The sequence below is a fragment of the Neoasaia chiangmaiensis genome, from assembly GCF_002005465.1.
GTDB lineage: Bacteria > Pseudomonadota > Alphaproteobacteria > Acetobacterales > Acetobacteraceae > Neoasaia > Neoasaia chiangmaiensis.
Window position 1 is genome coordinate 303638 of record NZ_CP014691.1, and the last position, 26371, is coordinate 330008.

Annotated in this window: 25 protein-coding genes; 10 read left to right on the forward strand and 15 right to left on the reverse strand. The window is 61.8% G+C overall.

From position 1 onward, the window contains the following. Positions 1-19: 19 nt before the first annotated feature. From hpnJ to A0U93_RS01445, 3 genes are all read right to left on the reverse strand, one after another. Positions 20-1444 carry a hopanoid biosynthesis associated radical SAM protein HpnJ gene (hpnJ, locus tag A0U93_RS01435; protein ID WP_077805790.1) on the reverse strand — a complete coding sequence of 475 codons (1425 nt, stop codon included), beginning with the start codon at positions 1442-1444 and terminating at the stop codon, positions 20-22. Positions 1445-1521: 77 nt separating this feature from the next. After that, a complete protein-coding gene (gene hpnI, locus A0U93_RS01440) occupies positions 1522-2703 on the reverse strand; it encodes a bacteriohopanetetrol glucosamine biosynthesis glycosyltransferase HpnI (RefSeq protein ID WP_077808237.1) in 1182 nt (393 codons plus the stop codon). 82 nt (positions 2704-2785) lie between these two features. Beyond that, the gene (locus A0U93_RS01445; protein WP_371862848.1) at positions 2786-3388 is read right to left on the reverse strand and encodes an ABC transporter substrate-binding protein; all 603 of its coding nucleotides are present in this window, start codon (positions 3386-3388) and stop codon (positions 2786-2788) included. Positions 3389-3948: 560 nt separating this feature from the next. Between A0U93_RS01445 and hpnH the strand changes: the two genes are divergently transcribed. Both hpnH and A0U93_RS01455 read left to right on the forward strand, forming a co-directional pair. After that, entirely contained in the window at positions 3949-5133 is a 1185-nt protein-coding gene (hpnH, locus tag A0U93_RS01450) for an adenosyl-hopene transferase HpnH (RefSeq protein ID WP_077805791.1), read from the forward strand. Positions 5134-5274: 141 nt separating this feature from the next. Beyond that, a complete protein-coding gene (locus tag A0U93_RS01455) occupies positions 5275-6567 on the forward strand; it encodes a hemolysin family protein (RefSeq protein WP_077805792.1) in 1293 nt (430 codons plus the stop codon). Positions 6568-6588: 21 nt separating this feature from the next. On the opposite strand, the gene A0U93_RS01460 is transcribed toward A0U93_RS01455, so the two are convergent. Further along, positions 6589-8547 carry a transglycosylase SLT domain-containing protein gene (locus A0U93_RS01460; RefSeq protein ID WP_077805793.1) on the reverse strand — a complete coding sequence of 653 codons (1959 nt, stop codon included), beginning with the start codon at positions 8545-8547 and terminating at the stop codon, positions 6589-6591. A 189-nt stretch (positions 8548-8736) separates the two neighbouring features. Beyond that, complete coding sequence (locus tag A0U93_RS01465) at positions 8737-9513, reverse strand: uracil-DNA glycosylase (protein ID WP_077805794.1); 777 nt, start codon at positions 9511-9513, stop codon at positions 8737-8739. 79 nt (positions 9514-9592) lie between these two features. On the opposite strand from A0U93_RS01465, the gene A0U93_RS17015 reads away from it, so the two are divergent. From A0U93_RS17015 to A0U93_RS01485, 4 genes are all read left to right on the forward strand, one after another. Beyond that, positions 9593-10216 (forward strand): hypothetical protein, encoded by a 624-nt coding sequence (locus A0U93_RS17015; protein WP_169852671.1) that lies wholly within the window; start codon positions 9593-9595, stop codon positions 10214-10216. After that, positions 10099-11406 carry a tetratricopeptide repeat protein gene (locus A0U93_RS01475; protein WP_342743077.1) on the forward strand — a complete coding sequence of 436 codons (1308 nt, stop codon included), beginning with the start codon at positions 10099-10101 and terminating at the stop codon, positions 11404-11406. The genes A0U93_RS17015 and A0U93_RS01475 overlap by 118 nt, the downstream gene beginning before the upstream one ends. Next, positions 11403-12296, forward strand: a complete 894-nt coding sequence (locus A0U93_RS01480) for a 4-(cytidine 5'-diphospho)-2-C-methyl-D-erythritol kinase (protein ID WP_077805797.1) — start codon at positions 11403-11405, stop codon at positions 12294-12296. The genes A0U93_RS01475 and A0U93_RS01480 overlap by 4 nt, the downstream gene beginning before the upstream one ends. An 81-nt stretch (positions 12297-12377) precedes the next feature. Then, entirely contained in the window at positions 12378-12773 is a 396-nt protein-coding gene (locus tag A0U93_RS01485) for a hypothetical protein (RefSeq protein ID WP_245825005.1), read from the forward strand. A gap of 48 nt (positions 12774-12821) precedes the next feature. Here A0U93_RS01485 and A0U93_RS01490 read toward each other — a convergent pair whose 3' ends face one another. Then, positions 12822-13808 carry an SDR family oxidoreductase gene (locus A0U93_RS01490; RefSeq protein ID WP_077805798.1) on the reverse strand — a complete coding sequence of 329 codons (987 nt, stop codon included), beginning with the start codon at positions 13806-13808 and terminating at the stop codon, positions 12822-12824. Between the two features lie 17 nt (positions 13809-13825). After that, complete coding sequence (locus tag A0U93_RS01495) at positions 13826-14404, reverse strand: YqaA family protein (protein ID WP_077805799.1); 579 nt, start codon at positions 14402-14404, stop codon at positions 13826-13828. Positions 14405-14574: 170 nt separating this feature from the next. On the opposite strand from A0U93_RS01495, the gene A0U93_RS01500 reads away from it, so the two are divergent. Continuing rightward, the gene (locus A0U93_RS01500; RefSeq protein ID WP_211274067.1) at positions 14575-15075 is read left to right on the forward strand and encodes a GlcG/HbpS family heme-binding protein; all 501 of its coding nucleotides are present in this window, start codon (positions 14575-14577) and stop codon (positions 15073-15075) included. Positions 15076-15093: 18 nt separating this feature from the next. On the opposite strand, the gene A0U93_RS01505 is transcribed toward A0U93_RS01500, so the two are convergent. The 3 genes from A0U93_RS01505 to A0U93_RS01515 all read right to left on the reverse strand — a co-directional run bounded on the left by A0U93_RS01505 (position 15094) and on the right by A0U93_RS01515 (position 18463). Beyond that, positions 15094-16566 carry an ATP-binding protein gene (locus A0U93_RS01505; RefSeq protein WP_077808240.1) on the reverse strand — a complete coding sequence of 491 codons (1473 nt, stop codon included), beginning with the start codon at positions 16564-16566 and terminating at the stop codon, positions 15094-15096. Positions 16567-16652: 86 nt separating this feature from the next. Beyond that, entirely contained in the window at positions 16653-17372 is a 720-nt protein-coding gene (locus A0U93_RS01510; protein WP_077805801.1) for a response regulator, read from the reverse strand. Between the two features lie 110 nt (positions 17373-17482). Continuing rightward, positions 17483-18463: a cysteine synthase A gene (locus A0U93_RS01515; RefSeq protein ID WP_245825225.1), complete on the reverse strand. Its 981-nt coding sequence runs from the start codon at positions 18461-18463 to the stop codon at positions 17483-17485. Positions 18464-18605: 142 nt separating this feature from the next. Here A0U93_RS01515 and A0U93_RS01520 point away from each other — a divergent pair, with 142 nt between their 5' ends. After that, the gene (locus tag A0U93_RS01520; RefSeq protein ID WP_077805803.1) at positions 18606-19004 is read left to right on the forward strand and encodes a rhodanese-like domain-containing protein; all 399 of its coding nucleotides are present in this window, start codon (positions 18606-18608) and stop codon (positions 19002-19004) included. A gap of 66 nt (positions 19005-19070) precedes the next feature. Here A0U93_RS01520 and A0U93_RS01525 read toward each other — a convergent pair whose 3' ends face one another. Further along, a complete protein-coding gene (locus tag A0U93_RS01525; RefSeq protein WP_245825226.1) occupies positions 19071-19943 on the reverse strand; it encodes a DUF2272 domain-containing protein in 873 nt (290 codons plus the stop codon). Positions 19944-20108: 165 nt separating this feature from the next. Further along, positions 20109-21215 carry an S-methyl-5-thioribose-1-phosphate isomerase gene (gene mtnA / locus A0U93_RS01530; RefSeq protein ID WP_077805805.1) on the reverse strand — a complete coding sequence of 369 codons (1107 nt, stop codon included), beginning with the start codon at positions 21213-21215 and terminating at the stop codon, positions 20109-20111. A 140-nt stretch (positions 21216-21355) separates the two neighbouring features. On the opposite strand from mtnA, the gene A0U93_RS01535 reads away from it, so the two are divergent. Then, positions 21356-21985, forward strand: coding sequence for an NUDIX hydrolase (locus tag A0U93_RS01535; RefSeq protein WP_077805806.1), 630 nt, complete (start codon positions 21356-21358; stop codon positions 21983-21985). Next, positions 21985-23064, forward strand: coding sequence for a glycosyltransferase family 4 protein (locus A0U93_RS01540; RefSeq protein WP_077805807.1), 1080 nt, complete (start codon positions 21985-21987; stop codon positions 23062-23064). Before A0U93_RS01535 ends, A0U93_RS01540 begins: the two co-directional genes overlap by 1 nt. Here A0U93_RS01540 and bioD read toward each other — a convergent pair. Genes bioD through A0U93_RS01555 form a run of 3 tightly spaced genes read right to left on the reverse strand, consistent with a single transcriptional unit; the run spans position 23044 to position 26302 of the window. Then, entirely contained in the window at positions 23044-24480 is a 1437-nt protein-coding gene (gene bioD, locus A0U93_RS01545) for a dethiobiotin synthase (RefSeq protein WP_245825007.1), read from the reverse strand. The genes A0U93_RS01540 and bioD overlap by 21 nt on opposite strands. After that, positions 24477-25112: an alpha/beta hydrolase family protein gene (locus A0U93_RS01550; protein WP_077805809.1), complete on the reverse strand. Its 636-nt coding sequence runs from the start codon at positions 25110-25112 to the stop codon at positions 24477-24479. The genes bioD and A0U93_RS01550 overlap by 4 nt, the downstream gene beginning before the upstream one ends. Then, the gene (locus tag A0U93_RS01555) at positions 25109-26302 is read right to left on the reverse strand and encodes an aminotransferase class I/II-fold pyridoxal phosphate-dependent enzyme (RefSeq protein ID WP_077808241.1); all 1194 of its coding nucleotides are present in this window, start codon (positions 26300-26302) and stop codon (positions 25109-25111) included. Before A0U93_RS01555 ends, A0U93_RS01550 begins: the two co-directional genes overlap by 4 nt. Positions 26303-26371: the final 69 nt, after the last annotated feature.

The window sequence follows — 26371 nt, forward strand, 5'->3', positions numbered from 1 at the left end:
AGGATGTAACGATTGCAAGTCAGGCGGCGTGCCGATCCTTGAGGAACTGGAAGAACTCCACACCTTCCCGTAGGCGACGCTTCATCATCTGCGGGCTGCGCACCATCTCATTGACGATGGACGCGATCTTTGGCGCGCGGAAATAGAACTTCCGATAAAATTCCTCGACGCTCTCGAAAATCTCGGTGTGGGACAGATGCGGATAGTGCAGGGGCGCAATCTGGATGCCGTGCTCGTCAATCAGCTCCGCGGCTTCCTCGTTCAGCCAGCCGTTCTCCGTTGCCTGCTTGTGGAGGAAGGTGCCGGGATACGGCGCGGCGAGGGAGACCTGCAACGTGTGCGGATTGATCTCCTGAGCGAAGCGAATCGTTTCCTGAATCGTTTCCTTCGTCTCGCCCGGCAGGCCAACGATGAACGTGCCGTGAATCTTGATTCCCAGCTTGTGGCAGTTGCGTGTGAATTCCTTGGCGACTTCGACTCGCATGCCCTTCTTGATGTTGTGCAGAATCTGCTGGTTGCCGCTTTCGTAGCCGACCAGAAGCAGGCGCAGACCATTGTCCTTCAGGACTTTCAACGTCTCATAGGGGACATTGGCTTTCGCGTTGCACGACCAGGTGATGCCCATCTTGCCAAGCTCACGAGCGATGGCTTCGGCACGCGGCAGGTCATCCGTGAAGGTGTCGTCGTCGAAGAAGAACTCCTTCACCTGCGGGAAATACTGACGTGCGAGGCGAATCTCCGCCGCGACATGCTCCGGGCTGCGCGTACGATAACGGTGGCCGCCAACCGTCTGGGGCCACAGGCAGAATGTGCAGCGGGATTTGCAGCCACGGCCCGTATAGATCGAGATATACGGATGCATCAGATACCCGATGAAGTAGTCTTCGATGCGCAGGTCACGCTTGTAGACTTCCGTGACGAAGGGCAGGCTGTCCATGTCCTCGATCATGGCGCGGTCGCGGTTGGTGACGACAACACCTTCGCTGTTGCGCCACGTGATGCCGTCGACGTCCTTGAGATCGCGTCCCTCGGCAATTTCCTTGATCGTGAAATCGAATTCATTGCGTGCGACGAAATCAATCGGGCCGCCCTTGGCCATGCTTTCTTCCGGCTGCACGGCGACCTTCGCGCCCACCATGCCGATCTTCAGATTCGGATTGGCGTCCTTCAGCATCTGCGCCACACGCACATCGGAAGCGAATGATGGCGTGGACGTATGCATGACAACCAGGTCACGGTTCATCACGTCTCGCAGGATCGGCTCCATGCCCATTTTCGCCGGCGGTGCGTCAATCAGGCGCGACCCCTCCACCATGGCCGCGGGCTGCGCCAGCCAGGTCGGATACCAGAACGACTTGATTTCGCGCTTGGCTTGGTAACGCGAGCCTGCACCACCATCGAATCCATCAAAGGAGGGGGGCTGGAGGAAAAGGGTACGCATCATGAGTAGATCGATCCTAGCAAGAGCAGCGCGGCTGGCCGCGCCATGATAGTCTGACGGCTGTCACCGATATAAGGACGTCAGTCCCCCGGTTCGAGCGGTTGTCTTAAATTTGTCATAGCCGAATGTCGCTGAATATGCAGCGTCTGTCCGCGCCATGCCACGCGCTGGCCACGCGCGCTGCAGACCATGACGCCAGCCGAAAGCCATTCGCGCAGTGGCAGGATGGGCAGGACCCCGAGGTTTAGATGGCCGAGCGTCATGTCGATCGAGACGGCGGCTAGGGCCCTGATGGCCCAGACAGCACCGAAGAAAATCCAGGCCCCATACGTGCCGCCCCAGCATAAAAGTGAAATCGTCACCCAGAAAAGCGGCAGCTGGATGGACGACAGTCCATAACCGACCGGCTCGATATTCTTGACCGTACGTCCCCAGCGCAATTCATGGGCGAGCATTTCACGCAGGGATGCCTCGCCGCTGGTCGTCCAGGTCATGCAGGGTGCGAGCGCGATGTCCATGCCCAGATCCCGCACGGCGTGGCCAAGAACGGCATCGTCCGCGACATGAGAAGCCAGCTTCGTCAGGCCGCCAATCCGCGTCAGCGTCTCGCGACGCAATGCCATCGTGGCGCCGAGGCAATCCCGGCGCCCCAGCAGGCGCGACATCATGACACCGGGCAGGAAGTTATGATTGATCTGGCAGGCGCAGAGCTGGCGGATCAGACTGCGTGTCGCCGGAAGCCCTGCATACAGCGTCGTCACAAGACCGATGTGCGGGCGAAGCAATGTCGTGACGACATTGCGCAGATACGCACTGTCCACGTGAATGTCGGAATCCGAGATCACGAGAATATCGTGTTTCGCCAAACCGTACATATTGATGAGATTGCCGATCTTCCGGTTCGTGCCGTGCTGGGTCGTATCGATGACCAGTTCAAGATCGAGTGTCGGATAGCGCTGCTGAAGATGACGGACATGCGCGATGGCGGCATCGTCTGTCCTTTGAACGCCGAAGATGATCTGGAATTGAGGGTAATTCTGGCGACAGAAAGAATCGAGAGCGTCTTCCAGCAGTGGTTCATCGCCGTGTAGCGGCTTCAGTACCGTTACCGGCGGCAATCCATCGGCGGGGGAGGGCGGGAAGCTGCGCCGCTCCCGTCGGCGAAAGCGCGCGAGAAGGCTCGCGCCGACAGCGGATTGCACGCATCCGGCAACCGCGACGGCTGCCGTTGCCGTGCCGAACCAGTTCAGAGCGACAGACAAGCGGAAGCCGCAGAAAAACAATCGGTGGAAAATATGGCGTCGCGGTCAAGGACGCGTGGACGACGCGCGAATCGAGGCATGATCAGTCGTTCATGAAGTTTTGTGTCTTGCGGTTCAGTAGTCCGACAAGCGCATCAGCGCCACCCTTATTCAACGATGAACTGAAATCCGCGCGATGTGCCGCCACCTGACTGATATGGGCGTTGAGTAACACATCCACGATACGATAGCCGCCTGCCATCGGCTTCATGACGTAATCGATCGGTGTGCCGTCGTCCGATGCGCCGCCAATCTTGGTATCCACAATTACGCCGCCACCCAGGGGCGCGGGACGCGAACCCGGCTGAATGCTGAACTTCGCGCCTGCGCCCGGTTTGAAGTTGGAGACATATTGGGCGATCGTGAACTGGCGGAAGGCCGCAAGAAGCTTCTGCTGTTCGTCGGGGCTCAGGGCCGCATAACGCATGCCGACCGAATTTTTCAGCAAGGTCGGAAGATCGAACGCCTGATCGATGGCGGGTGCCACGATCTGTGCACGAGCCTGGGATGTTCCGGCACCCGGGGCCTCGATGCGCTGCAGGGCATTGTAGAGGGCTGCGATCGGCGCCGAGGCATCGCTGGCCGAGGATTGAGCGATCGCGGTCGCAGGGGCTGTCATCAGTGCGACCGGCAGACCGGCCAGCATGAGCAGGGCAGTGGACGCATGGCGTATCGTCAGCTTACGCGACGCTGCTTTTTCACGTTTCGTAAGGCTGGAGGTCTGCATCATACCATGGTCCTTGAACTGATATCGCAAAGAGCACTGACTGTGTTCGATACCGAACGGGCGGCGCTTCGGTATCTGATCCGCCATGTCGCCGATCCCACGGAAGAGATGAGATCAGTGCCGGATATACACCGAGCGTCGATGTGTTACACAGGTCGTCGGTTAATGCGATGCGTCTGTGGCGAAAAAGACACAAAGGCCTGTGATAAGGACGAACAGCGTTGAGAGCCAAACGAGGCTCGGTGTATAGCCAACGGAATGTCGACGCATCGGCATTGATTAAGGTTTCCAATTTTTAAGAACTGAAAATCAGAACTTGCGCGCTTTTCCGTAAGGCTTTTTGTTAAAGGCACTTCGGAATGCCGACCAAGTCAGGCACGGGTTCTTGTCTATTGACGCCTGAGAGGGCTGCCGGTTTCTTCCGCCGAGGCGGAAAAAGGCGTCGCAGAACTTCGCAGGGCGCAGGAGCAAACAGATACATGGCCGTCCCTTTGATGCAGGCCGTCCGCGTTGGACGCTACGTCGTGAAACAGCACCTTACCGGTCGGAAACGCTATCCGCTGGTGTTGATGCTGGAGCCGCTTTTTCGTTGTAATCTCGCCTGCGCCGGTTGCGGGAAAATCGATTACCCCGCCCAGATTCTCAACCAGCGCATGAGTCTGCAGGAGTGCCTCGACGCCGATGCGGAATGCGGTGCGCCCGTCATCGCCGTCGCCGGTGGCGAACCCTTGCTGCACAAGGAAATGCCGCAGATCATCAAGGGGCTGATCGCGCGCAAGAAATACGTCTATCTCTGCACGAACGGCCTGCTGCTCGAAAAGAAGCTGGACGACTACGAACCGTCGCCCTTCTTCTCATGGGACGTGCATCTGGACGGCGACCAGATCATGCATGACGCCTCGGTCTGCCAGGAGGGCGTATTCGAGCGTGCGACAGCCGCGATCCGTGCGGCGAAGCAGCGTGGCTTCCGCGTTTCGATCAATTGCACGTTGTTCGATGGCGCGGATCCGAAGCGCGTGGCCGCGTTCTTCGACGAAGTGATGGCCATGGGAGTCGATGGCATCATGACGGCGCCGGGCTACGCCTACGAGCGGGCGCCCGACCAGGAGCACTTCCTGAACCGTCAGAAGACCAAGCAGCTGTTCCGTGATATTTTCCGCTACGGCAAGGGCAAGAAATGGCGCTTCACGCAGTCGCCATTGTTCCTCAACTTCCTTGCAGGCAACGAGAACTATCATTGCACGCCCTGGGGCAAACCGCTGCGCACCGTTTTTGGCTGGCAACGGCCCTGCTATCTGCTGGGTGAGGGATACGCCAAGAGCTTCCGTGAATTGATGGACGACACGGCCTGGGAGCAATACGGCACCGGTGCATACGAAAAATGCGCCGATTGCATGGTTCATTCGGGCTACGAGTCGACTGCTGTCATGGATGCGGTGAAGCGGCCGTGGCATATCGCCAAGGTGGCATTGTTCGGCCCGGAGACCGAGAAGCCGATGGTGCCGGAAATCTCTCTGGCGAATCAGCGTCCTGCCGAATACCAGTATGAAAAGCAGGTCGAAACGCAAATGGCGGAAATCACCGCGCGCAAGCCGTCGCGTGGTCCACGCGTTCGCGTTCACAAGGCAGCCAAGGACGATGTTATCGCCGATGCCGCAGACTGAAAATTCTGCAGTCGCTTCGTGATTTACCGAGAAAGCCCGATGCATCATGCATCGGGCTTTTTTGTTGGTGTAAATCGTTGCGCGATTTCTGGCAGGATTTGGGCTACAGAAAGGAAGACCTGCCACTAATCGAATGGACCGATGTTTATCCCCATCCTCGTTATCGTCTTGCTGATCGTGCTGAACGGCGTTTTTGCGATGGGGGAGTTGGCGCTGATTTCAGCGAAACGTGCGCGCCTCGCAGCGCTTGTGAAGAGAAGGGTGCGCGGGGCGGATCGTGCCCTCAGACTCTCGGAAGAGCCTCACGCATTTCTGCCGACTGTCCAGATCGGCATGACGCTTGTCTCTATCCTCGAGGGTGCGTTCGGTGGCAGCCAGATCGAGACACATGTCACGACGTGGATTGCACGTATTCCGGCCCTGAGGCCCGTTGCCGGCGATCTCTCGATCATCCTGGTGGTCATCGCAATCACCTTTGCGATGCTCGTCTTTGGAGAGCTCGTCCCCAAGCAGATCGCCCTTCAGCAACCCGAGCGTATAGCTGCAAGATTATCCTTGCCTCTTGTCGCCCTGGCAAATGTCGCCAAGCCAATCGTCTGGCTGCTGAGCAGGATGTCATCGCTCATTCTTCGCCTCGTCGGCGTTGGTCCGCTGACCAGGGCCGCCGTGACGGAGGAAGAGTTGCGTGCGGTCCTTGCGGAAGGTGCACAGGCGGGCGTTCTGGAGACGGAGGAGCGCATCATGATCGAGCGCCTGCTTCGACTCGCAGATCGCCCGGTTCGCGCCATCATGACGCCCCGGAACGAGCTTTTCTGGGTCGAGCGCCATGCGAGCCGCGAGGCACTGATCGCCAAACTGCGACAGAATCGCTTCACGCGCATCGTCGTTTGCGAAGGAGATGTCGACCATCCTGTCGGCGTGATCCTTGCCAAGGACATCATGGCGCGCCTTGTGCAGGGTCAATCCGTGTCAATTGAGGCGGTTCTCCGACAACCGCTGACCGTTCCCGACAGTCTGACAGCGCAGGACATGATCGAGCGAATGCGCGGCGTCGATCTCGGGATTGCCTTCGTCCTCGATGAGTATGGATCTTTCGAAGGCATCGTTACCCCATCGGATGTTTTCGAGGCCATCGTCGGTGACGAACGTATCGAAAAGCGTGGCCCGGAACGTCAGATTGCCGAGGAGGCCGGGGAATATGTGCTTGATGGCTTCATGCCAGCCGACGAGGTAAGGACAATTCTCGACCTGCCCAGCCTTCCGGCCACAGGAAGCTACCACACGCTCGGCGGGGCGATCCTGGCGCTGCTACGTCGTGTGCCTGCGGTTGGCGACAAGGTCGTGTTCGGCGGCTGGCTGTTCGAGGTTCTGGAAATGGATCGCCGTCGCGTTCTCCGCGTGCGGGCCAGCCGTCAGATATTGGCCGCCAACTGAACGGCGGGCCTCACTTCATCCTCAGTGGAATGTCACGTCCCGTCCCGCGATCGCCTGCTCCTCGGCGAAGCGTGGCCACTCCGCGCGAGCGAGGCGTTGCAGGGATGGGGCGGGAAGGTCGAGCTTATCGGCGTAAATCCACAGATATGTGAGCGCGTGCTGCACGTAGTCCCGCGTTTCCTGGCTGGGAAGTGTCTCCATGAACAGCAGCGGATCGGAAAGCGCGCCGTCCTTGGCGGCCTTCTCCCAATGCTGGATCGCGCCTGGTCCGGCATTGTAAGCGGCCAGGATGTGCACGAGATCCCCATGGTCGACCCGATCGTCATCATGCGTGGCGATCGAAGCCAGATACAGCACGTATAACTGCCCGATCTCCAGATTGACCGAAGGGTTGTGCAGGCGCTGCACCATGTTGGGTGGAACGTTGATGACCGCTACGCCATGGGTGTCGAACGTCGGTTTGGGCCCTGTAACAAAGCTCGCGGTCAGAGGCCGGATCTGCATCAGACCATGTGCGCCGGCACTTGATGACGCTGCGGCGTCGAAATTGGATTCAAGACGCGTCAACGCGTAAACGAGAGCCGGATCGATCCGGAAGCCGTGACGGGGCGACAAGCGCGGCACAGGAAAACCGGCGACATCGGCCGGCCGTCCGTCACGCGCCGCGAGGAGAGTCGCAATCTGTTCGGACAGGTCGTGCAGCCCGGCTGCCGCCGCAACCAGTTGGACCGAATGGCATAATGCGGCATCTGCGGCGATGTCCGGCCAAAGGCGGCGAAGCAGTGCCTCCGCCCGATCGGTCTCTCCCAGTTGCAGCAGCGCGAACAGGCGCCGTCCTTGCGGTGCGGCAGCTACCGCTTCGACGTCGATTTCGCCCATGACGGGAATGGGATCGTGTAACGCAATCTCATCGTCGGCTGTGAAGATGTTGCCGGATGTGCTGCGATGACGACCGAGCGCCTGCTGGGCCAGGATACCATAAAAGGTGCCTGTGGAAGACGAGGCACGATGCAGCCAGGCGGCGGCATTTCCCGGTGCGTCGAGGCGCCTCTGGCAGCGCGCTGCCCAGTAGGCAGCGCCGGCATGGATCGCCGGGGATGTCAGCGGCGCACGGGAAGCCATCTCAAAGAAGTGGGATGCCTCCTGGATACGATCGTCACGCCATGCCGCCAGTCCTGCAACATAGGCGGCGCGACCGAGGCGCTGGCGGGATCTTGAGAAGGCTGTGGACGCCGTATCGAATGCAAGCCCGCTTTCGCCGGTCGTGAGAAGCGTCAGCGCCAGTTCGGTACGCAGAACACCGGCGTAAAGATCCGTCATGCCGGGTGTCGCATCGATTAGATGCAGGGCGCTCAAGACGCCCTTTCCACCCCATGACGCCCGTTCGGCCACTGTTCGATCCAGCAGAGGATTGCGCGCGATGAGATGCGACGACGGGTCTGATTCCGCCACCATCGGGGCTTCCGTCACGCCGGGGGACAGAGGGGTTGGGAAACTTTGTGGCGCGACACTGCCGCGCGGACTGATGGCGATGAGTCTGGCCTGAATGGCCCCGGCATCCGCCAGGGATGAATAGGTCTTCAGCCAAGCGCGAAGCTGTGCCGGCTCGGGATGGTAACCGGGATTAAGATACCGGTCGGCCAGGATATCACCCAGAAGGGTGTCGTCTTTCAGTGTTTTGCTACGGGCGACTGCGGTGTCAAAGTCGCCCTGACGCTGCGCGCGCAGGATATCGCGCACGGCTGCGGCATCCGAAGCGGAGAGCGGCCGTGGCAACGCGACCGGATCGTGATGGCCGGGAGTGCGTGGCACGGCAAATGCCGTTTCCTCATTCTGGGCCGGATCGCGATCCGGCATCGGCTCGATGCTTTTGGAGCCTTGCGCTCGTAAAGGCGTCAATGTCGCGCCAAGGAGTATCGCACCGAGAAGAAGTGCTCGCGCACTGTTGCCGGGCGAAAATTGATGATGAGTCCCTCGCATGGTCCGAGGGGCAATAGCCTCTTGCGGGTCGGAAGGCAACCCGACTGTCTGATCGCACAGCAGAGGAGTTCGCTATCGTAAGGTTTTCCTGATGTTTTTACCAGAGGGGAAAGTCGGATTTTCACGAGAAATTCGCGGAACGATCGGCAGGATTTTCAATTTTCCGTCAGTGCCTTGATCGATTGCGTGTCAAACCGTGTCAGCCAGCGTGAGCAGGTCGCGCCAGGCGTCGCGTCTGGCGGTGGCACTGGCACGAATCTGGGAGGGATGGCGCATCGGGAGAAGCCGGATTTCCCCAAGACCGCGAATCGTCGTGGTCGCCCAGCGGCCACGCACGCGGGCGAGTTGGGTCGTCTCTCCCAGCAACATGCGCGTGGGCGTCGTGCCGAGGACGACGAGATGTTTCGGCGCACACAATGCGATCGTGCGTTCCAGTATTGGCCGACACAGTTTGAGTTCGATAGGGGTGATGTCCCGGCCGCCAGGGGGGCGCCAGGGCAGGGCAGGCGTCTGCGACATTCCTGTCCGGTCCAGATTGATGCTTGCAAGCATACGATCGAGAAGGATGCCGGTCGCACCCGCAAAAATATTGCCGCTTCGGTCCTCATCGGCATCCGGTACCTCCCCGATGAGCATGAGCTGTGCACCGGGCACATGAACCGGCCCGACGTAATGCGTGGCCATGCGCGCCAGTATGCAGTCCGGTAACTGGCTGGCGGCATGCTCGAGCGTTTTGAAATCGGGCGCGGTCTCGATGCTCAGACCGACCGACGCGGAAGAGGACGCCGGTGTTTTCCCAACGGATGCCCTGGGCCTCGATTCATGCGGTTGCTGAGCGGGAGCGGGAAGGGAGTCGAACCGATTGACCGCCTCTTCCGACAACGTGCAGTCGACACCCCAATCGCGATAGAGATGCAGCAGCGCCAGAATTTCGCTGTCGGGGATCGGCTGGGTCACCGGAGACATTCACTCGCCTTGTTCTGGCATGGATTTCGGCCCGAACTTGTTGGTTTGGCCTCTTGGGCGTAACAGTCTAGGTTACGTCATGATGCAAACCAAGCTCTTCGCAATGCTCCGGTCGACATACGCCGACATGACGCCACGGCCCGGCCTGCGAAACGCTCTCGCCGCCATCGTTCTCGGCCTTCCTATGTGCGTCATGCCCAGGGCGGTCGCGGCGCCGGTGGTGCCTGAAGCAGCCCGGAACGTGAATTCAACGCTGGACGGTGATCTGCTCGCAGGCATCGTGTTCACGCAGCGGCATGACGTCCATTACGCCGGCGGCGCTCTCTATGCCGCAGTGCATGACGGCATGACGGATCCTGTGTTCATCAGCACGGCGCTCCATTTCGTGGCGATGGATGCCGGTGACAACGCTGCCGAGCGTGCGGTCGATCTTGCTTCAAAACTACAGGACGACAACCTTGCGCGTCTGGTGCTTGGTAATCAGGCCATCTATCGGGACGACTGGTCCAAGGCGCTCGGCATCTTCCAGACTGACAGAACGCCCCCTTCTTTCCTGACGTTCCTCGCTCCCGTCCTGCAGGCATGGTGCCTTTTCGCGCAGGGCAAGGGGGCGCCGCGCTTGCCATCCTGCATAAGGCGCCGCATCAGGATATCATGGGCAGTCTGGCGACCCTGCAGGAAGCGCGGCTTGCCGCCATACTGAATGACCAGAGCACACGAGGATTGTTTGACCATCTGGATCAATCGGCGGCGGCATTTCCCCCGATCATCCGATATATGATGGCAACCGATGAAGCAGCATGGCGCGTCCAAATGGGCGATCGAGCGGCTGCAACGCAAACACTGCGCAATCTGGGCCAAACGCTGCCAGCATTCCAGCTTGTCGCCGCCCGCCTGAGTCCCGAAATCCTGTCTCGAAAGCCGGTTCACGTAAAAACGGAAATTGCCGCCTATTATACCGGTTTGGCAGCATTGCTCGCGGCAATCGACGATAATCATGCCGCGCATGACCTCGGCATGCGGCAGTTTCGCGTGATCGTTCTGCGTCAGGCGCTTCGCCTCGCACCTGACATGACGATCACCAAGCTGGTTCTCGCGGAAGAACTGCGTGACGGCAAACAACTGACGGCCGCACAGGCCGCCCTTGATGGAATCGACGCCAGCGATCCGCTGGCCCCAATCGCCGATCATACGCGCGCCAGTATCGCATTGCAGCGGAACGACCTGCCGGCGGCGCTTGCGGCACTGCGACGTGTCGTCGTCGCCGATCCCGCGAATGCCGATGTGCTGGACGAACTCGGCACGGTGGAAGATCAATCGGGACTGGCAAGAGAGGCAGTGAAAAGCTTCACGCAGGCGCTCGGTCATGTGAGTGTCATGCAGGCCACTACCTGGCCCATCCTGTTGGGGCGTGCGATCGCCTACGATCATCTGGGCGAAAGGAACCTGGCGCAGGCCGATCTGGATCGTGCGATTGCTTTGGCGCCCAAAGAGCCGCAGCTTCTCAACTATGCCGGTTACGCCGATGTGGAACATGGCGAACGGCCCGCACAAGCCATCGAACTTCTTTCGAAGGCGGCGGCGCTGGCCCCGAACGACCCGGAAATACGGGACAGCTATGCATGGGCGCTGCTGAAGCAGAATGGCGATCTTGATCGTGCCCTGCCGCTGCTGGTCAGCGCCGCCGGCGGTGCTCCCGGCGATGCGGAGATCGCCTATCATCTTGGTGTTGCCTACTGGTATCGTGGACGACAGATCGAGGCCCGCGACCAGTGGAACCAGGCACTGGCTGACAAGCCGGAAGCCGCAACGCGTGCATTGATTGAAAAGGCCCTTCGGGAAGGGCCGTCCTTGACGCGCCTGCGTGATCGTCCCATTCCGGCACCACGATGAACACGCTCGAAACATTCGCGCACGCGAAGATCAACCTGTTCCTGCACGTTACGGCGCGTCGCCCGAATGGCTATCATGAACTCGATAGTCTGGCGGTCTTCGCGGCAGCGGCGGACCGTCTGCGCCTCGTGCCCGCCATGGCAGAATCGGACGGAGCCCGGCTTTCGATCTCGGGTCCTTTTGGCGCTGGCCTGGAAGACGGTCCGGGAAATCTCGTCTCACGGGCGATCGACCTGTTGCGGAACGATGCCGGCGCACGCGGCAGCAGGGTCTTCGGGATCGAACTGGACAAACGTCTGCCGGTCGCTTCGGGAATTGGCGGCGGTTCGGCGGACGCTGCCGCAGCGCTCCGACTGGCGGCCACGGCATGGGATATGGCGCATGTCGATCTCACGCCCTATGCGGAAAAGCTGGGGGCGGACGTGCCGGTCTGCCTTGCGCAGCGCCCGGCGCGCATGCAGGGCATCGGCGAGGTTCTGACGCCCGGCCCGATCATGCCGCGCCTTTCCATGGTGCTGGCCAATCCCGGCATCGCCGTGCCGACGCCTGAGGTTTTCGGGCTGTGGAAGCAATCCGGCGCGGCCTTTCGCGACATCACCACGTTGCCAGCCGAGTGGCATGACCTGACCTCGGTCGTCGATACCCTTCGACACACGACGAACGATCTTCAGTCTGTGGCGATCGCTCGTTATCCTATGATCGGAACCGTTATCGAGGCGCTTGGTGCGCAGCCGGGATGCGCATTGGCGCGGATGAGCGGTTCAGGCGCCACGTGTTTCGGGCTTTTCGCGACCCGGGATGCGGCGGAAACGGCGGCATTTCATCTGGCGCGCGAAGGGTGGTGGACGCATGCTGGCCCGCTGTATGATCCGGGTTGCGATCCTTCTTGACAGACAGGGGGCTCGCGTTCCCTCATCGTCCATCTTCAACCGGACGAACGACCTCCCCGTTCAGCAAGGAGACTGTTAGCCATGTCCACGCCACGTATGCAGGTCCTGTTGAATGATGACGGCAAGAATGCCACGCTGCGCTTTCTGGAAGGCAGTGGGATCGATGGCGAAATAGAACTCTCGGTCGAACAGATCACGCAGTTGATCGCCAGTCTCGGCCGCACTCGACAGGCCATGGTTGGCAACTTGCCACCGCCGCCAATCGAAGGTGCGAAGTTCTCGCCTGTCTATCGTACGAACTGGGCGTTGCAGATCGACGCGCTGACCGAAGGGTCCATGCTGGCATTCCAGCATCCGGCCTTCGGGCCGATCGGTCTCGTTCTCGCGCCGCCAGACGCCGAGCAGGTCATAAAAGGTCTGCAACGGCACCGGGCAATGATTCATTCCACGCCGGACGCCGCGCGCAAGCCGAGCTGAACGCTCAAGCCTCGGCAGGGATCGATATATTCACGTCGGATGCCGCAACTATCGGCGATGCCGAAGAAGCAGGCCCGCCAGAATCGCACCGCCTGTAATCAGGCCCAGCCGCAGCGGGGCCGTCAACAGAAGCGGCGGTCGACCCTTGTCGCGATAGGGAACGGCCTCATAGGGGCCATGGGCAGCGAAGGCGCCGGGCAGGCTGTCCGTCAGCGTGTCGGACGTGGCGTCCAGCGGCACCTTATCGAATTGCCGCGAGAAACCGAATCGGGCCAGGAACCGATCTCTCAGCCCTGGCGCCAGAACGGCTGCGATGCTTGGTAATACGCCACCGGCTCCGACCCATAGCTCGCGGTGATGTCCGAAGATCGCATGGGAAATCGCGTTCGCCGCGACCTCAGGCTCGTAAATGCGCCCGACGGGTTTGAGGCTGTGGCCTGTGCGATTGCGGCTCCAGCCGAGGCGTGGCGTATTGATGGACGGCAGGTGCACGACAGTGATGTCGATACGATCGCCGAGGCGGCGGATTTCAGGGCGAAGGCTGTCGCAGAAGGCCGTGATGGCCGCATGAGCGGCGACGTTGGCCGATTGCATCGGCAGGCCACGCAGCACCTGCGACATGCCGAGATTGACGATGGTGCCAGTCCCACGCCGTCGCATGCATTCCAGCGCCGCTTGCGTGCCATAGACGCTGCCGAGATAGGTGACATTCGTCACACGTTGGATTGTCTCGGCATCAAGCGATATCGCCGGTCCGAAAGCGGCTTGCCCGGCTGCGTTGATCCATACCGTGATCGGCCCCAGTTCGCTTTCGACGCGGGCGGCGGCGGCCCGGAGAAGCTCTGCGTCAGAGACGTCCACCGGGATGGCGAGAAGACGGACATGCTTCTCGGCCAGTTCTGCCACGGCATCCGCCAGCCGTTCCTCGTTACGGCCGAGCAGGGCGATATCGAAACCCAGCGACGCCAGCATCCGCACTGTCGCGCGCCCGATTCCGGCGCCAGCACCGGTGACGACGGCGATTTGTTTGGTCATGGCTGTCTGCCCTCTCTTCAAAGATACTTCAACGCCGCAATACCCACGACGACGAGAATCAGGAACGCGGTCAGGACGAGTGTCAAGCGACGCTCGATGAATGCCTGTATCGGTTCGCCGAATATCCGCAATAATCCGGCGACCAGGAAGAAGCGCGCGCCCCGTGTCACGATGCTCGCGGCGATGAAGGGTAATAACGAAAAATGTGCCGCGCCGGCGGCGATGGTGACGATCTTGAAAGGGATCGGCGTCAGTCCCTTGATGAGGATGATCGCAATACCATACTGCACGAAGCGTGCCTGCAACGCCCGCAGCGTTGTTTCCGCGTGGTAGAAATGGACGATCGGCAGCGCGACGTGCTGCAACAGGAAGGCGCCGATCATCCACCCGAGGACGCCCCCGGCAACGCTACCGATCGTGCAGATCGTCGCCAGCATCCATGCCCGGTCGCGTCGTGCGAGAACCATGGGGATCAGCAGAAGATCGACCGGCAAGGGAAAGAACGACGCTTCCGCGAATGCGATGCCGAAGAGCCAGAATGCCGCGTTCGGCGACGCCGCCAGCCTCATGGTCCATTGATAAAGACGATCGAGCAAGACGTATCCGCGTGGCGATTGATGAACGACAGGGAAGGGTGATCGCAGAAGGCGCTCTCTTCGGCAAGGGAGCGTCTTCGCGGGATTGTCATCGGGCGGCGAGAATTTCCGTGCCACTCTGTCGACGGTCAAGCGGGAGAATTCGTCGCATGCGAAAGCGCGCAAGGATCATGGCATGGGTGGTGGCAGTAGCATCCGGATCGGTCACGGTGCCGGCCATGGCGCAGCATCTGGTCACGACACAAAAACTGGACTGGCGCACGGCGGAGAAACTCGCGGCACTTGCCGTGGAAGACTGCGCCGGCAAAGGCTGGTCCGTGACCGCGGCGGTCGTCGATCCGACCGGGCATGAACAGGTCGTCATCAAGGGCGATACGGTACCATTGCAATCGCTCTCCGTATCGTATCGGAAGGCCTATACGGCATATTCCTATGGGCAGGCGTTCGACAAGGATACGACGAGCGCGTTGATCGACGCGCATCTCTCCGGCCCTCCCAACGGCGCCTTGAATACGATCCCGGAAGTGCTGTTCGTTCCGGGCGGCGTGACACTGCGCAAGGCCGACCGAACGGTGCTCGGCGGCATCGGCGTTTCAGGTGCGCCCGGCGGGGAAAAGGATGAGGCTTGTGCCATGGAAGCCGTCCGAAAGATGCAGCCGGAATTTCACTGACCGGGCCGCGTTCTGTTCTCACACAAGCAGCGTGACGATAGCGCGCAGACCACCTTCGCGACGGTTCTCCAGCCGCACGTCACCGCCCTGCGCCCGGACAATGCTCCGCGCGATCGCCAGCCCGAGACCGGTGCCCCCGGTTTCGCGATTGCGGCTCTGCTCGGCGCGGACAAACGGTTCGAACATGCGTTCCAGATCCTCCGGCGGCAGGCCGGGGCCGCTATCCTCGATCACCACCTTCACCCATCGCTCATCCTTTGCGCCTCGTTTGACCGTATAGGGCGCGGCAAGAATGACATGGGCGCCCCCGCCATATTTGATGGCGTTCATCACCAGATTGGTCAGCGCGCGCTTGAGGGCGAGCGAACGCGCCTTGATGCGAACCGGAACGGCTGGTGCATCGAAGCTGATCTGGTCGGCGAAGTCGGGCGCACCTTCGCTGGCCTCATCCGTGATGGTCTGCAACAGGGCGCTGAGTTCCAGCGACACCAGTGGCTCGCGGGATGCGCTGTCCCGGCCGAAAGCCAGCGTGGCCGATACCATGTTCTCCATCTCGTCGAGATCCGCCAGAAACTTGTCCCGGAGTTCATCATCCTCGATGAACTCCGCGCGCAGTTTCAGGCGCGTGATCGGCGTGCGCAGATCGTGGCCGATCGCCGTCAGCATCACTGTCCGATCCGTTACGAAACGCCGGATGCGCGCGGCCATGGTGTTGAAAGCGATGGCCGCGCGGCTGATTTCGGTCGGTCCGTTTTCCGGCAGCGGCGGGGCATTGACGTCGCGCCCCAACGACTCGGCAGCCTGAGCAAGCGTCGCAACAGGTGAGATCAGCCGCTGCGTGCCCCACAGGATCAGGGCGCCCCCACTGACGGTCATCAGTAGAAACGCGATGAGAAAGGTCGGCGAGTCGAACGGGCTGGCTCTTTGTTCCCTGAAAGTCACGATCAACCAGCATTTTTCATCCGGCAGGAGCAGGGATATGGCATAGAATCGGGACTGCGGCGGATGACCGATGATGATGCGGCGCGGGTAGAGCCGTGGCGGCAGCATTGCCACATGCAGGATTGGCGGCAGTTCCTCTGCAAGGTTCATGCGTGGATCATGAGGCGGCTCAAATCGGCGCCCTGCATCGGGATCGGGTCCGAAATCGGGACCTGGAGGTGGCGGCATTCCGTGGGGCATCATACCGGGCGGCGGCATGCCAGGCGCTCCGTCCATCGGGTGACGGGACAGGAAGGTACGGCGCGCCGCCTCAAGCACACGTAACGGCATGGGAATGTCGGTCCCATGCAATTTCTGGTCGGGCCTGTCGGACAAGACGACTGTGAAATTTGATGGGATATGCAGTTCGTTCAGGGTCGCCGGGCGTGCGGCAGGCTCCGTCTCGGCAATTGTGCGATAGATAGAAAAGGCGTGATGCTGGTTTTCGCGCAGTTCCGTACGTCTGACGACATCCAGATGGTCCAGCGCATGGATGGTGAGCCCGGCCATCTGGACGATGCACAGGCCGACGATCAACAGCAGGCTGGTGCGCGCCCGTAGAGACCGCGGCAGGAGTTTTGCGGGCCAGGAGCGGGTCAGAGGCGTTCGACCTCGGCAGCCAGAACGTAACCACCGCCACGTACGGTCTTGATGACCTGCGCGTTACGGCCGTCGTCTTCCAGCTTGCGGCGAAGCCGACTGACCGCCACGTCGATCGCCCGATCGAAGGGGCCCGCCTGCCGGCCGCGTAGCAATTCGAGCAGCATGTCCCGGGTCAGAACGCGGTTGGCGCGGTCGAGAAGGGCGACCAGCAGATCGTATTCGCCGCCGGTAAGCGGCACTTCCGCACCATCCGGATTGAGCAGGCGACGCCGGCTCGGTTCCAGACTCCAGCCGGCGAACCGGATCAGACGCGTATCGGCTGCCTGACGTTTCTCGGCCGTTTCACTCGTGCGCCGCAGAACGGCCCTGATCCGCGCCAGCAATTCGCGAGGGTTGAACGGTTTGGCCACATAGTCATCCGCACCGAATTCCAGGCCGATGATGCGGTCGGTCTCGTCGCTCATCGCCGTCAGCATGATGATCGGCACGTTATCCTGGCTACGCAGCCAGCGCGCGATATCGAGCCCGCTTTCGCCCGGCAGCATCAGGTCGAGCACGACAAGCTGGTAATGGCCCGCCGACCAGGCGCGTCGTGCCTCCCGGCCATCGCGGGCGGACGTGACGCGAAAGTGGTTGCGTTCGAGGAAGCGCGACAGAAGCTCGCGAATCTCGCGGTCATCATCGACGATCAGCAGGTGCGGTATCGGTTCCATGTTTGTAACAATGATCGCTTCGACAACGGCTGGCTAGATGGCGTTGCATTTGGTTGCAACTTGCCATGCAGTGACAAGAACTCCCTTACAGACGAAGGTCGAACAGTGCGTCAGCTGAGCCATGATGGCGTCGGCAGCCCTTTCGAACGCAGGAAATCGGGGTTGAAGAGCTTGGACTGATATCGCGCGCCGCCGTCGCACAGGATCGTCACGATCGTATGGCCCGGCCCCAGGCGCCTGGCGACACGGATTGCGGCGGCGACATTGATACCGGCGGACCCGCCGACCGAAAGTCCCTCTTCCGATTGCAGGGAGAAAATCTGCGCCAGAGCTTCGGCATCGGGAATCCGCTCGGCATCGTCGATCATCACGCCATCGAGGTTGCCGGGAACGCGCGACTGGCCGATGCCCTCGGTGATCGAATTACCCGAAATGCTGAGATCGCCGCTTTTGACCCAGCCATACAGTCCCGAACCTTCCGGATCGGCGAGCACGATCTCCGGCCGTTTGGCGTTTGCGCGGTGCGCGAGATCGCCGAGCCCCAGGGCCACGCCGGCCAGCGTGCCGCCTGTGCCGCAGGCGCATGTGAACGAATCGATCTTGCCTTCGGTCTGGGTCCATATCTCGACGGCTGTCGTGTGCCGATGGCCTTCCCGGTTCGCAAGGTTGTCGAACTGGTTTGCCCAGACCGCGCCAGTTTCCTCGGCCAGCCGTTTCGAAACATGCACGTAATTGCCGGGGTCGCGAAAAGGTTTGGCCGGAACAAGGCGCAAATCCGCGCCGATCATCCGCAGGAAGTCGATTTTCTCCTGGCTCTGGGTCTCGGGCATGACGATGACGGTCCTGTAGCCGCGTGCGCTGGCAACGAGGGTGAGGCCGATACCCGTATTGCCAGCTGTGCCCTCCACGATCGTGCCACCCGGCTTGAGCACGCCGCGGTCCTCCGCGTCGGTGATGATTGCCAGGGCGGCGCGATCCTTGACGGAGCCACCGGGGTTCATGAACTCCGCCTTGCCGAATATCTCGCATCCCGTGATCTCGGATGCGCGCTTCAGGCGAATAAGCGGCGTGCCGCCGATGGCGCCGGTCATGCCGTCGGACGGGGAGGTCCAGCCGGCGATGGCGGGTGGGGTGGCATCGGGGTGCGGATGGGTCATTCTGGAATTCCGTCCTATGCGTCTGCGATATGCAAGTCTAACGTCCGGTCACGAAAAACGGTCGAAAGGAAAGATCATGGCTGAACGTATTTCCGCAAAAGAAGCATGGCACGCGCTGGAAACCAACCCGCAGGCGGTCCTGATCGACGTGCGCACGCCCGAGGAGTGGCGCGTCACGGGTGTGCCCGATCTCTCGGCAATGGCGCGGGACGTCGTTCTGCTGACCTGGAATCCGTATGATGCCGGGGCATTTGCCGCGGCCTTGCAGCGGCATGTTCCGGATCGGCAGACGCCTGTCTATTTCATCTGTCGCTCCGGTGCGCGGTCGCAGATGACCGCCGATCTCGCCGAGCATCTGACATACGAGACGAGCGTCAACGTCGTGGAAGGCTTCGAGGGACCGCCGGACGATACCGGTCGACGCGGTACCGTTTGCGGATGGCAGGCCGAGAATCTGCCGATACGACAGGTGTAACCGGGCGAGACGATACCACGTGCCGTGATAGCGAAAGATCGCGGATTGCCGCTGCCGACCGGTAGGTTAATCGCCGCTGTCGGGTTCGCGATCCGCGTCGTAGAGAATCTGAAGCACGGCACACCAAGGGTAACGCGTATCGTAGATATGGCCGCTCGTATCGGCCAACGCACCACGTGCATCCGTCGGCACATGCGTTAGCGTGACGGCATCGTCCACATTGCCGCCGACGATGCTGAGTTCGTGGCCGAACGGTGGTCCGTTCTGATTGACGGCCGTGACGATGCCGCAATGCGCCGGAAAGCCATAGCTGGTGGGCAGCATCGAGAACGTCACGGATTTGCTGTGGCCGCGCCCGACGCATAGCAGGTCGCCCATTTGCGGCACATATGTCGCCGGGTCCTGAGCGCGTACACCGCTGGCCTGTCCGGACGCGGCGGCGTTGATGTATGTCGCGTGGTTCGGCGAATATGGGAAACGTTCATTGGCGCCGGCAATACGCATGACGTAGGAGATGAACGCGGCGGACCATGCATAATGCCCGTCATGCACCGGGTCGAAGCGCTGGCCGTCGGCGTCCTGCTTGCCGGTCCATGAGACTTCCGTCTCATACGGATCCTGCCCGATCCACCAGTATTCGCCGATGCGCTGCCACAGACCCGGAATGCGCTCCGGCTTGAGTGCTGCATAAGCGGCGTCGGGACGCTGCTCCGGATCGTCGTCATCGACAGGGCTGCCAAACATCCGCCATTCTCGAAGCGCGATGGCGGCGGCGTCCTGTCGATTAAATGGCTCGAAATTCCGGGAAGCGAAGTCCGGCACGTGGCTGTCATAGCCGACCGGCCCTACACGCCCGCTCGCATATTGGGCCGTGGGCGTCTGGGCAGGCCGCGCAGAGGGGTGAGGCGTATCGGCACATCCGCCAAGAAACGCCGACACGCAGACCGTCGCAAGGCACCACTGGGCAACATGGCGTCGAAACGCGGTATTTTTCCTCACCAAACACGCCTCGGCCACCATGCTGCTCGTTCCAGTCCCCTGATTTCCCGCAAGAATCGGGATGTGTCATTCAATGACGAGATAGGACCGAGCAACGCGCCGTGGTCAAGCCCGCGCCTGTTCCGGGAACAGGCCGGCCAGTCCTTCGGCCGTGGCGGCACAGGGACCGCGCTCCGTCAGGAGACCGGTCACAAGCCGCGCGGGTGTGACGTCGAAGGCCGGATTGGCAGCTTGGGTGGTCTTGGGCGTTACGCGCAGTCTTGCCGGGCGATCCTGTTCATTGAGGCCATGAACGAACGTCACTTCCTCGGCGGAGCGCTCCTCGATCGGGATTTCCTGCATGCCATCCCGCACGCGCCAGTCGATCGTGGAGGAAGGAAGGGCAACCCAGAACGGCACATTGTTATCGTGCGCGGCCAATGCCTTGAGATAGGTGCCGATCTTGTTGGCGACATCGCCCTGCCGCGTGACGCGGTCGGTCCCGACAATCACGCAGTCAACATTGCCATGCTGCATAAGGTGGCCGCCGGCATTGTCGGCCACCAGCGTATGCGGCACGCCATGCGCCCCGAGTTCCCACGCCGTCAGCAGGGCGCCCTGATTGCGCGGGCGCGTTTCGTCGACCCAGACATGCACCGGTATCCCCAGATCGTGCGCCATGTAGATCGGGGCCAGCGCGGTGCCCCAGTCCACCGTGGCGATCCAGCCGGCATTGCAATGCGTCAGCAGGTTCAGGCGCTCCTGGCCGGGACGACGCCCGTCCCAGAGTTCCTTGAACAGGGCAAGTCCATGACGACCGATGGCCTCGTTGACCTCCACGTCTTCGTCGCAGATCGCATCCGCTTCACGATAGGCGGCATCTGCCCGTTCGCCAGGCGGAACGGGCTTCAGGTGCGCGACCATTCGCTCAATCGCCCATCGCAGGTTGATGGCCGTCGGACGCGTCTCCACCAGAGCGGCGGCGGCGGCATGCAAACCCTGATCGCTCGGGTCGCGATCCAGGGCGAATGCCAGGCCATAGGCCGCGACCGCACCGATCAGCGGTGCGCCACGCACCTGCATCGAGCGGATGGCATGGGCGACGGCATCCATATCTTTCAGATCAAGGATATCGAGTTCCCAGGGTAATCTGGTCTGGTCGAAGATATGTACGAGACGAGGGTCGGCGGCGTCGCGCCAGACGCTGCGATAGGGCGTTCCGTTGATTTTCATGCGGCCTGTCCGATCTGGGTTCCTGGGGGAATTCGAGAGGAGGATGTGGGACAAATCGTCGTGATGCTCAAGAGGCAGTTGCCATTGCCGTTATGCCGTCCTCCCGCTTATGTTGCGCCCTTACGACGGGGGGAGCGCCAATGAGCGAGCCGGATTGGTTGATTTGTGCCCGTGAGGCTCAGGCAATCGCCCAGACCGGGCTTGCCTACTGCCGCGACGTATACGACCGGGAACGCTACGAGCAGCTTCGGGCGCTGGCCAGTCGGCTGATGGCTGGTTTCGTCAACGCGCCATCGGAGCGAATCGACGATTTCTTTAGGGCCGAACAGGGCTACGCCACGCCGAAAGTCGATGTTCGTACCGCCGTGTTCGACAATCGCGGACGCGTGCTTCTTGTGCGCGAGAAGATCGACGGCGATCGCTGGACGCTTCCGGGCGGCTGGGCCGATGTCAATCTGACGCCGGGCGAGAATGCCCTGAAGGAATTGCGGGAGGAAAGCGGCTATATCGGTGAGATACGCAAGTTGGCCGCTGTATGGGATCGTGGGAAGCAGGGGCATCCCCCGGACCCGTTTTCATGCGTGAAGATGTTTTTCATTGCCGATATCGTGGGCGGTGAACCCATGACAAGCATCGAGACCTCGGCGATCGGCTGGTTCGGGCGTCACGAACTGCCTAAGGCGTTATCCATGGGCCGCGTGCTGCCGCATCAACTGGCCAGAATGTTCGATCATCGCGCGCATCCCGACCTGCCGACCGATTTCGACTGATGCGTGTCCTGACAGTCCTGCCTCGGCGTGAGGGCTACGCCTTCGACCGCGCCGGTGCGATCGCCCTGCTGGTATCGCGCCTGGCGGACGCCGACGATGCTGTCCTGGGATGCCCCGTGGACGGAGACCCGCTGCCGGGCGGGCGGTTCGTCCCGATCGAAGAGGTGGGAGCCCCCTGGTCGTGGCTGTCGGAGAACATGCGTTATCAGGTGGCATGCCAGCGGGCGATACGTCGCCTTCGCCCGGATCTCATCGAGGTTCACAACAAGCCCGCCCTGGCTGCGGCGTTGTCGCGGCAGGCGAAGGTGCATCTCATCCTGCATAACGATCCTCAGGACATGCGTGGCGCACGCTCTCCGGGGCAGCGGGCAGACCTGCTCAAACGCGTCCGGGTGATTACGGTGTCCGACTGGGTGCGAAAACGTTATCTGGACGATCTGGACGACGCACCTGTGACCGTTATGCCCAACTGCCTCGATCTGTCGGCGTTGCCGCCAAGACTGACACAGCGCAAGCCGACGGTACTTTTCGTCGGTCGCATGGTGGCGGACAAGGGGGCGGATGCCTTCGTTCGCGCCTGGGCTTCGGTCGCGGGGCATGCTCCGGACTGGAAGGCGGTGATGATCGGCGCGGACCGTTTTCGTTTCAATTCGCCACGGACGACATTCATCGACCGGGTCGAGGCGCAGGCGGACGCCGTGGGAATCATCCATACCGGCTATCAGACGCACGCCCAGGTGCTGGCCGCGATGGCGGAGGCTGCCATCGTCGTCGTGCCGAGCCGCTGGCCGGAACCGTTCGGTCTGACGGCTCTGGAAGCGATGGCCAGTGGTGCGGCGGTCATCTCGTCACCCTATGGCGGCCTGCCGGAGACGGTCGGGGATGCGGCGTTGCGCGCGCGACCTGACGTGGCGGGTGAACTCGAAAGCGCGATGCTGCGATTGATCGGCAACGACGCCGAACGTGAGGAACTCAGTCGTCTCGGCCTTGAGCGGGCACGCGGCTTCGACGTGCCGGCAGCACGCCAGCGGTTGATGACATTGCGACGGCAGACCGTGTCAGGCGATCTCGGAATTTGACGTCGACAAGGTGGCATCGGGGCCGAAGATACTGTCAGGCGGCGGCATAAACTGCGCCCGTTCATCGATAACCTCGGCCGTCAGGGACGGTAAGAGCGGAATTTCCGCCAGAATCCGCACATGCCCGAAGCGTTCGATCATCGCCCGGTTGCCGGGATTGGGCGCGCCGTTCAGGACGACGCCTGCAATCGGGATTGCGCGGGCACGCAGGGCTTCGATGCTGAGCAGGGTGTGGTTGATGGTTCCCAGACCGCTGCGTGCGACCAGTACCACGGGCATGCCGTAAAGCGCGATGAGGTCGATCAGCATCCAGTCATCCGTCACGGGGACCAGCAATCCGCCGGCACCCTCGACCACGAGGGGCGTCGTGTCGCTGCACGATGGCAGCGAAAATCGCGCAGGATCGATAGTGATCCGTTCCATCTCCGCCGCTGCAAGCGGAGAAAGGGGAGCCTGCAAGGCATAGGCGGAGGGCGACATGCGGTTGTCCGAAAGCCTTGCCAGCGACCTGACTGTCGGTGCGTCGCCGTCTTCTTCCGCCAGACCGGTTTGCAGCGGTTTCCAGTAATTGGCGTGCCATGCGCGAACCAGGCAGGCGCTGGTCAACGTCTTGCCGACGCCGGTATCGGTGCCGGTAACGAATACGCCCTTGGGTATGTGGCGCTCGAAATCACCGAACGCAATCTTGTACGTGACTCCAGACATCGTGCTGTCGAACCGCCGGATCACGCGACGCAGGGCGATGCCCGCGGACCGGCTGTGGAGAGCCGGCGTGGTTGCGCCGATGTCGCGCAATTCGCGCAGGAAGGTCATTCCATCGGCGGGTGTATCCCTTAGGTCCACAACATCCCATTTGCCGTGACCGTTGACCGGCCAGTCCGAAGCCAGGGCATCCGGTTCAGGATACGTGGGAAAACCGCAGGGAACGCGCTCGGTGTCGCAGGCTTTACGCCACTCGTCGAAGCTGCCGCGTGCCAGCGTCGTGACCATCAGGCGACCGGCTGCGGAAAGCTGGCTTGCCAGACGCGCGAGACCGAGCGCCCTGTCAGTGAACCACTGGAGGCAGAGGCTTGAACAGATCAGGTCAAAGCGCCCGTCGGGTTTCGGTCGCTGCGCGTCCATCACCTCGAAGCGCACATTGGGCACATGGAGACGGCTCTGCGCGCGGCGGATCATGCCGGGTGCGATATCGGTTGCCACGATTTCGGCATGGGGAAACAGCCGGACGAGTTCCGCTGTCAAGAAGCCCGTACCGCAGCCGAATTCCAGAATTCGTTTCGGCGACTTGCCGCAGAAAATTCGCCGGATACGGTCTGCAAGTTCCATGGCACAACGCTTCTGGATACGTGCGGCGGTATCATAGCCGGACGCTTCGTCGAAACGCTGTGCGATGTCGGACAGACCGGCTGCGTTCACGATATCCGCTCCACACATTCCCGAATAAATGCGGCTGTGGAGCAGGGGCGTTCGATCGGCAGAAGATGACCGCCCGGCACGACTGCGCCGAAACTCTCTTCCGGAAAGCTGGCGCGCGCGACGACCGGGGACAGAAGCGGATCGTCCGCGCCCGCCAGCCAGGCCAGTCGTGCGCTTCGACGTCTTGCGTCTTCGCGCCTGTCGTCGGTCAGCAGACGATCCAGCCCTTCGGCCAGACGCTCGACATTCGGTTCGCCGGTCCAGCCTTCCGTGGCGTGGATGCGCGCGCGAAAATCGGCGAGGACGCCAAGTGGTGCCTTGCCGATCTGCCGACGCATCCGTGTCAGGATCTTGCCCGGAACGCCGTCCGGAAAATCCTCGCTCTGTGCAAAGCGCGCAAACCCGTTCAGGGCGATGATTCCGGCGCAGTGGTCGGTGACATGGTCCAGAAGCCATAGCGAACCGGCGGAATGTCCGACAGCAATATAGGGCTCATCGGGCAGATCGAGCTGGATCTCGCCGCCGAAATAACCGAAATCCAGACAAAGCGGATCATCCGGCTGCAACTCGTCCAGCAACGGCTGCCAGAACCGATGGTCGAAACCCCAGCCATGCACGAAAACATATCTCACAAACTGACCTCTTTCGTCGCGGCAATCACTTCCCGCGCCAGAATATCGATATCTTCCGGCTCATGTACCGCGCTCAGTGCAAGGCGCAACCGCGCCTCGTTCCGCGGCACGGTGGGTGGTCGGATCGCAATCGCAAGGATGCCGCGCGTGGCGAGCCGCTGTGCGATATCGACGGCCCTCTGCGCGTCGCCAAGGATGACGGGGATGATCTGCGTCGTCGAACGCCCCGTATCGAGGCCCGCATCGCGCAGCATCAGGCGAAGGCGCTCCGCCGAGGCTGCCAGTTTCGCGCGCTCGCCGTCCATTCCAGCAGCCAGTTCCAGAGCCGCATCCATCGCGCCGAGCATCGGAGGGGAAGGGGCGGTGCTATATACGAAGCCCGACGCGGTATTGATCAGATAATCGCAAAGTGCCTGTGACCCCGCAATATAGGCACCCATGCCGCCGAGCGCCTTGCTGAAGGTGCCCATCGCCAGATCCACCTGATGGCCGGCGGAAAGTCCCGCGCCGCCGGGGCCGAGAACACCCGTCGCATGCGCCTCGTCAAGATAGAGGAAAGCATCGTGCCGTGAGGCCAGGGCGCGCAGGGCGCCGACATCGGCCCGATCGCCGTCCATCGAGAAAACGCTCTCCGTCAGGATGAAGCGCAGGCCGGGCTTGTCGGCATGGTGTGTCAGAAGATCGTCGAGATGACCGAGATCGTTATGGCGGAAGCGAATCTGCCGTATCCCGGCGGCTTGGCAGCCATGATGGAGGCTGGCGTGATTGAGCCGGTCCGTGAAGACAAGCGCGGGATGACCGGTCCGGCTTCTGGAAAGTTCGAACAGGGCAGGCAGCACGGCAGCGTTCGCCTGCCAACCGGACGCGAAGATCAGGGCCGCTTCCGTGCCTTTGAAGCGGGCGAGACGGGCTTCGACAGCCCCATGGAGATCGAGCGTCCCGCTCACGAGACGCGATGCCCTTGAGCCCGTGCCATATCGTTGGGCCCAGTCTGCCGCCCGTGTCCGAAGCACCGGATGAAGGGACAGGCCGAGATAATCGTTGGACGAGAAGTCTCGTAAAACCTGGCCGTCACGATGCAGACGGCTGGTGTCGGCGACCGTGCGCGTAACCGGATTGAGGCGACGGCGAAGGGCGCGGTCACCAAGATCGTCGAGTGCCTGCTGGAAAAAAGGATCGAAGCGCGTCATGAGGAGGTCGTCCCTGCCGGATCGACCGCGAACGGTCAACCGGTCTCCTGTTGTTCGTCTGGCGGAGAA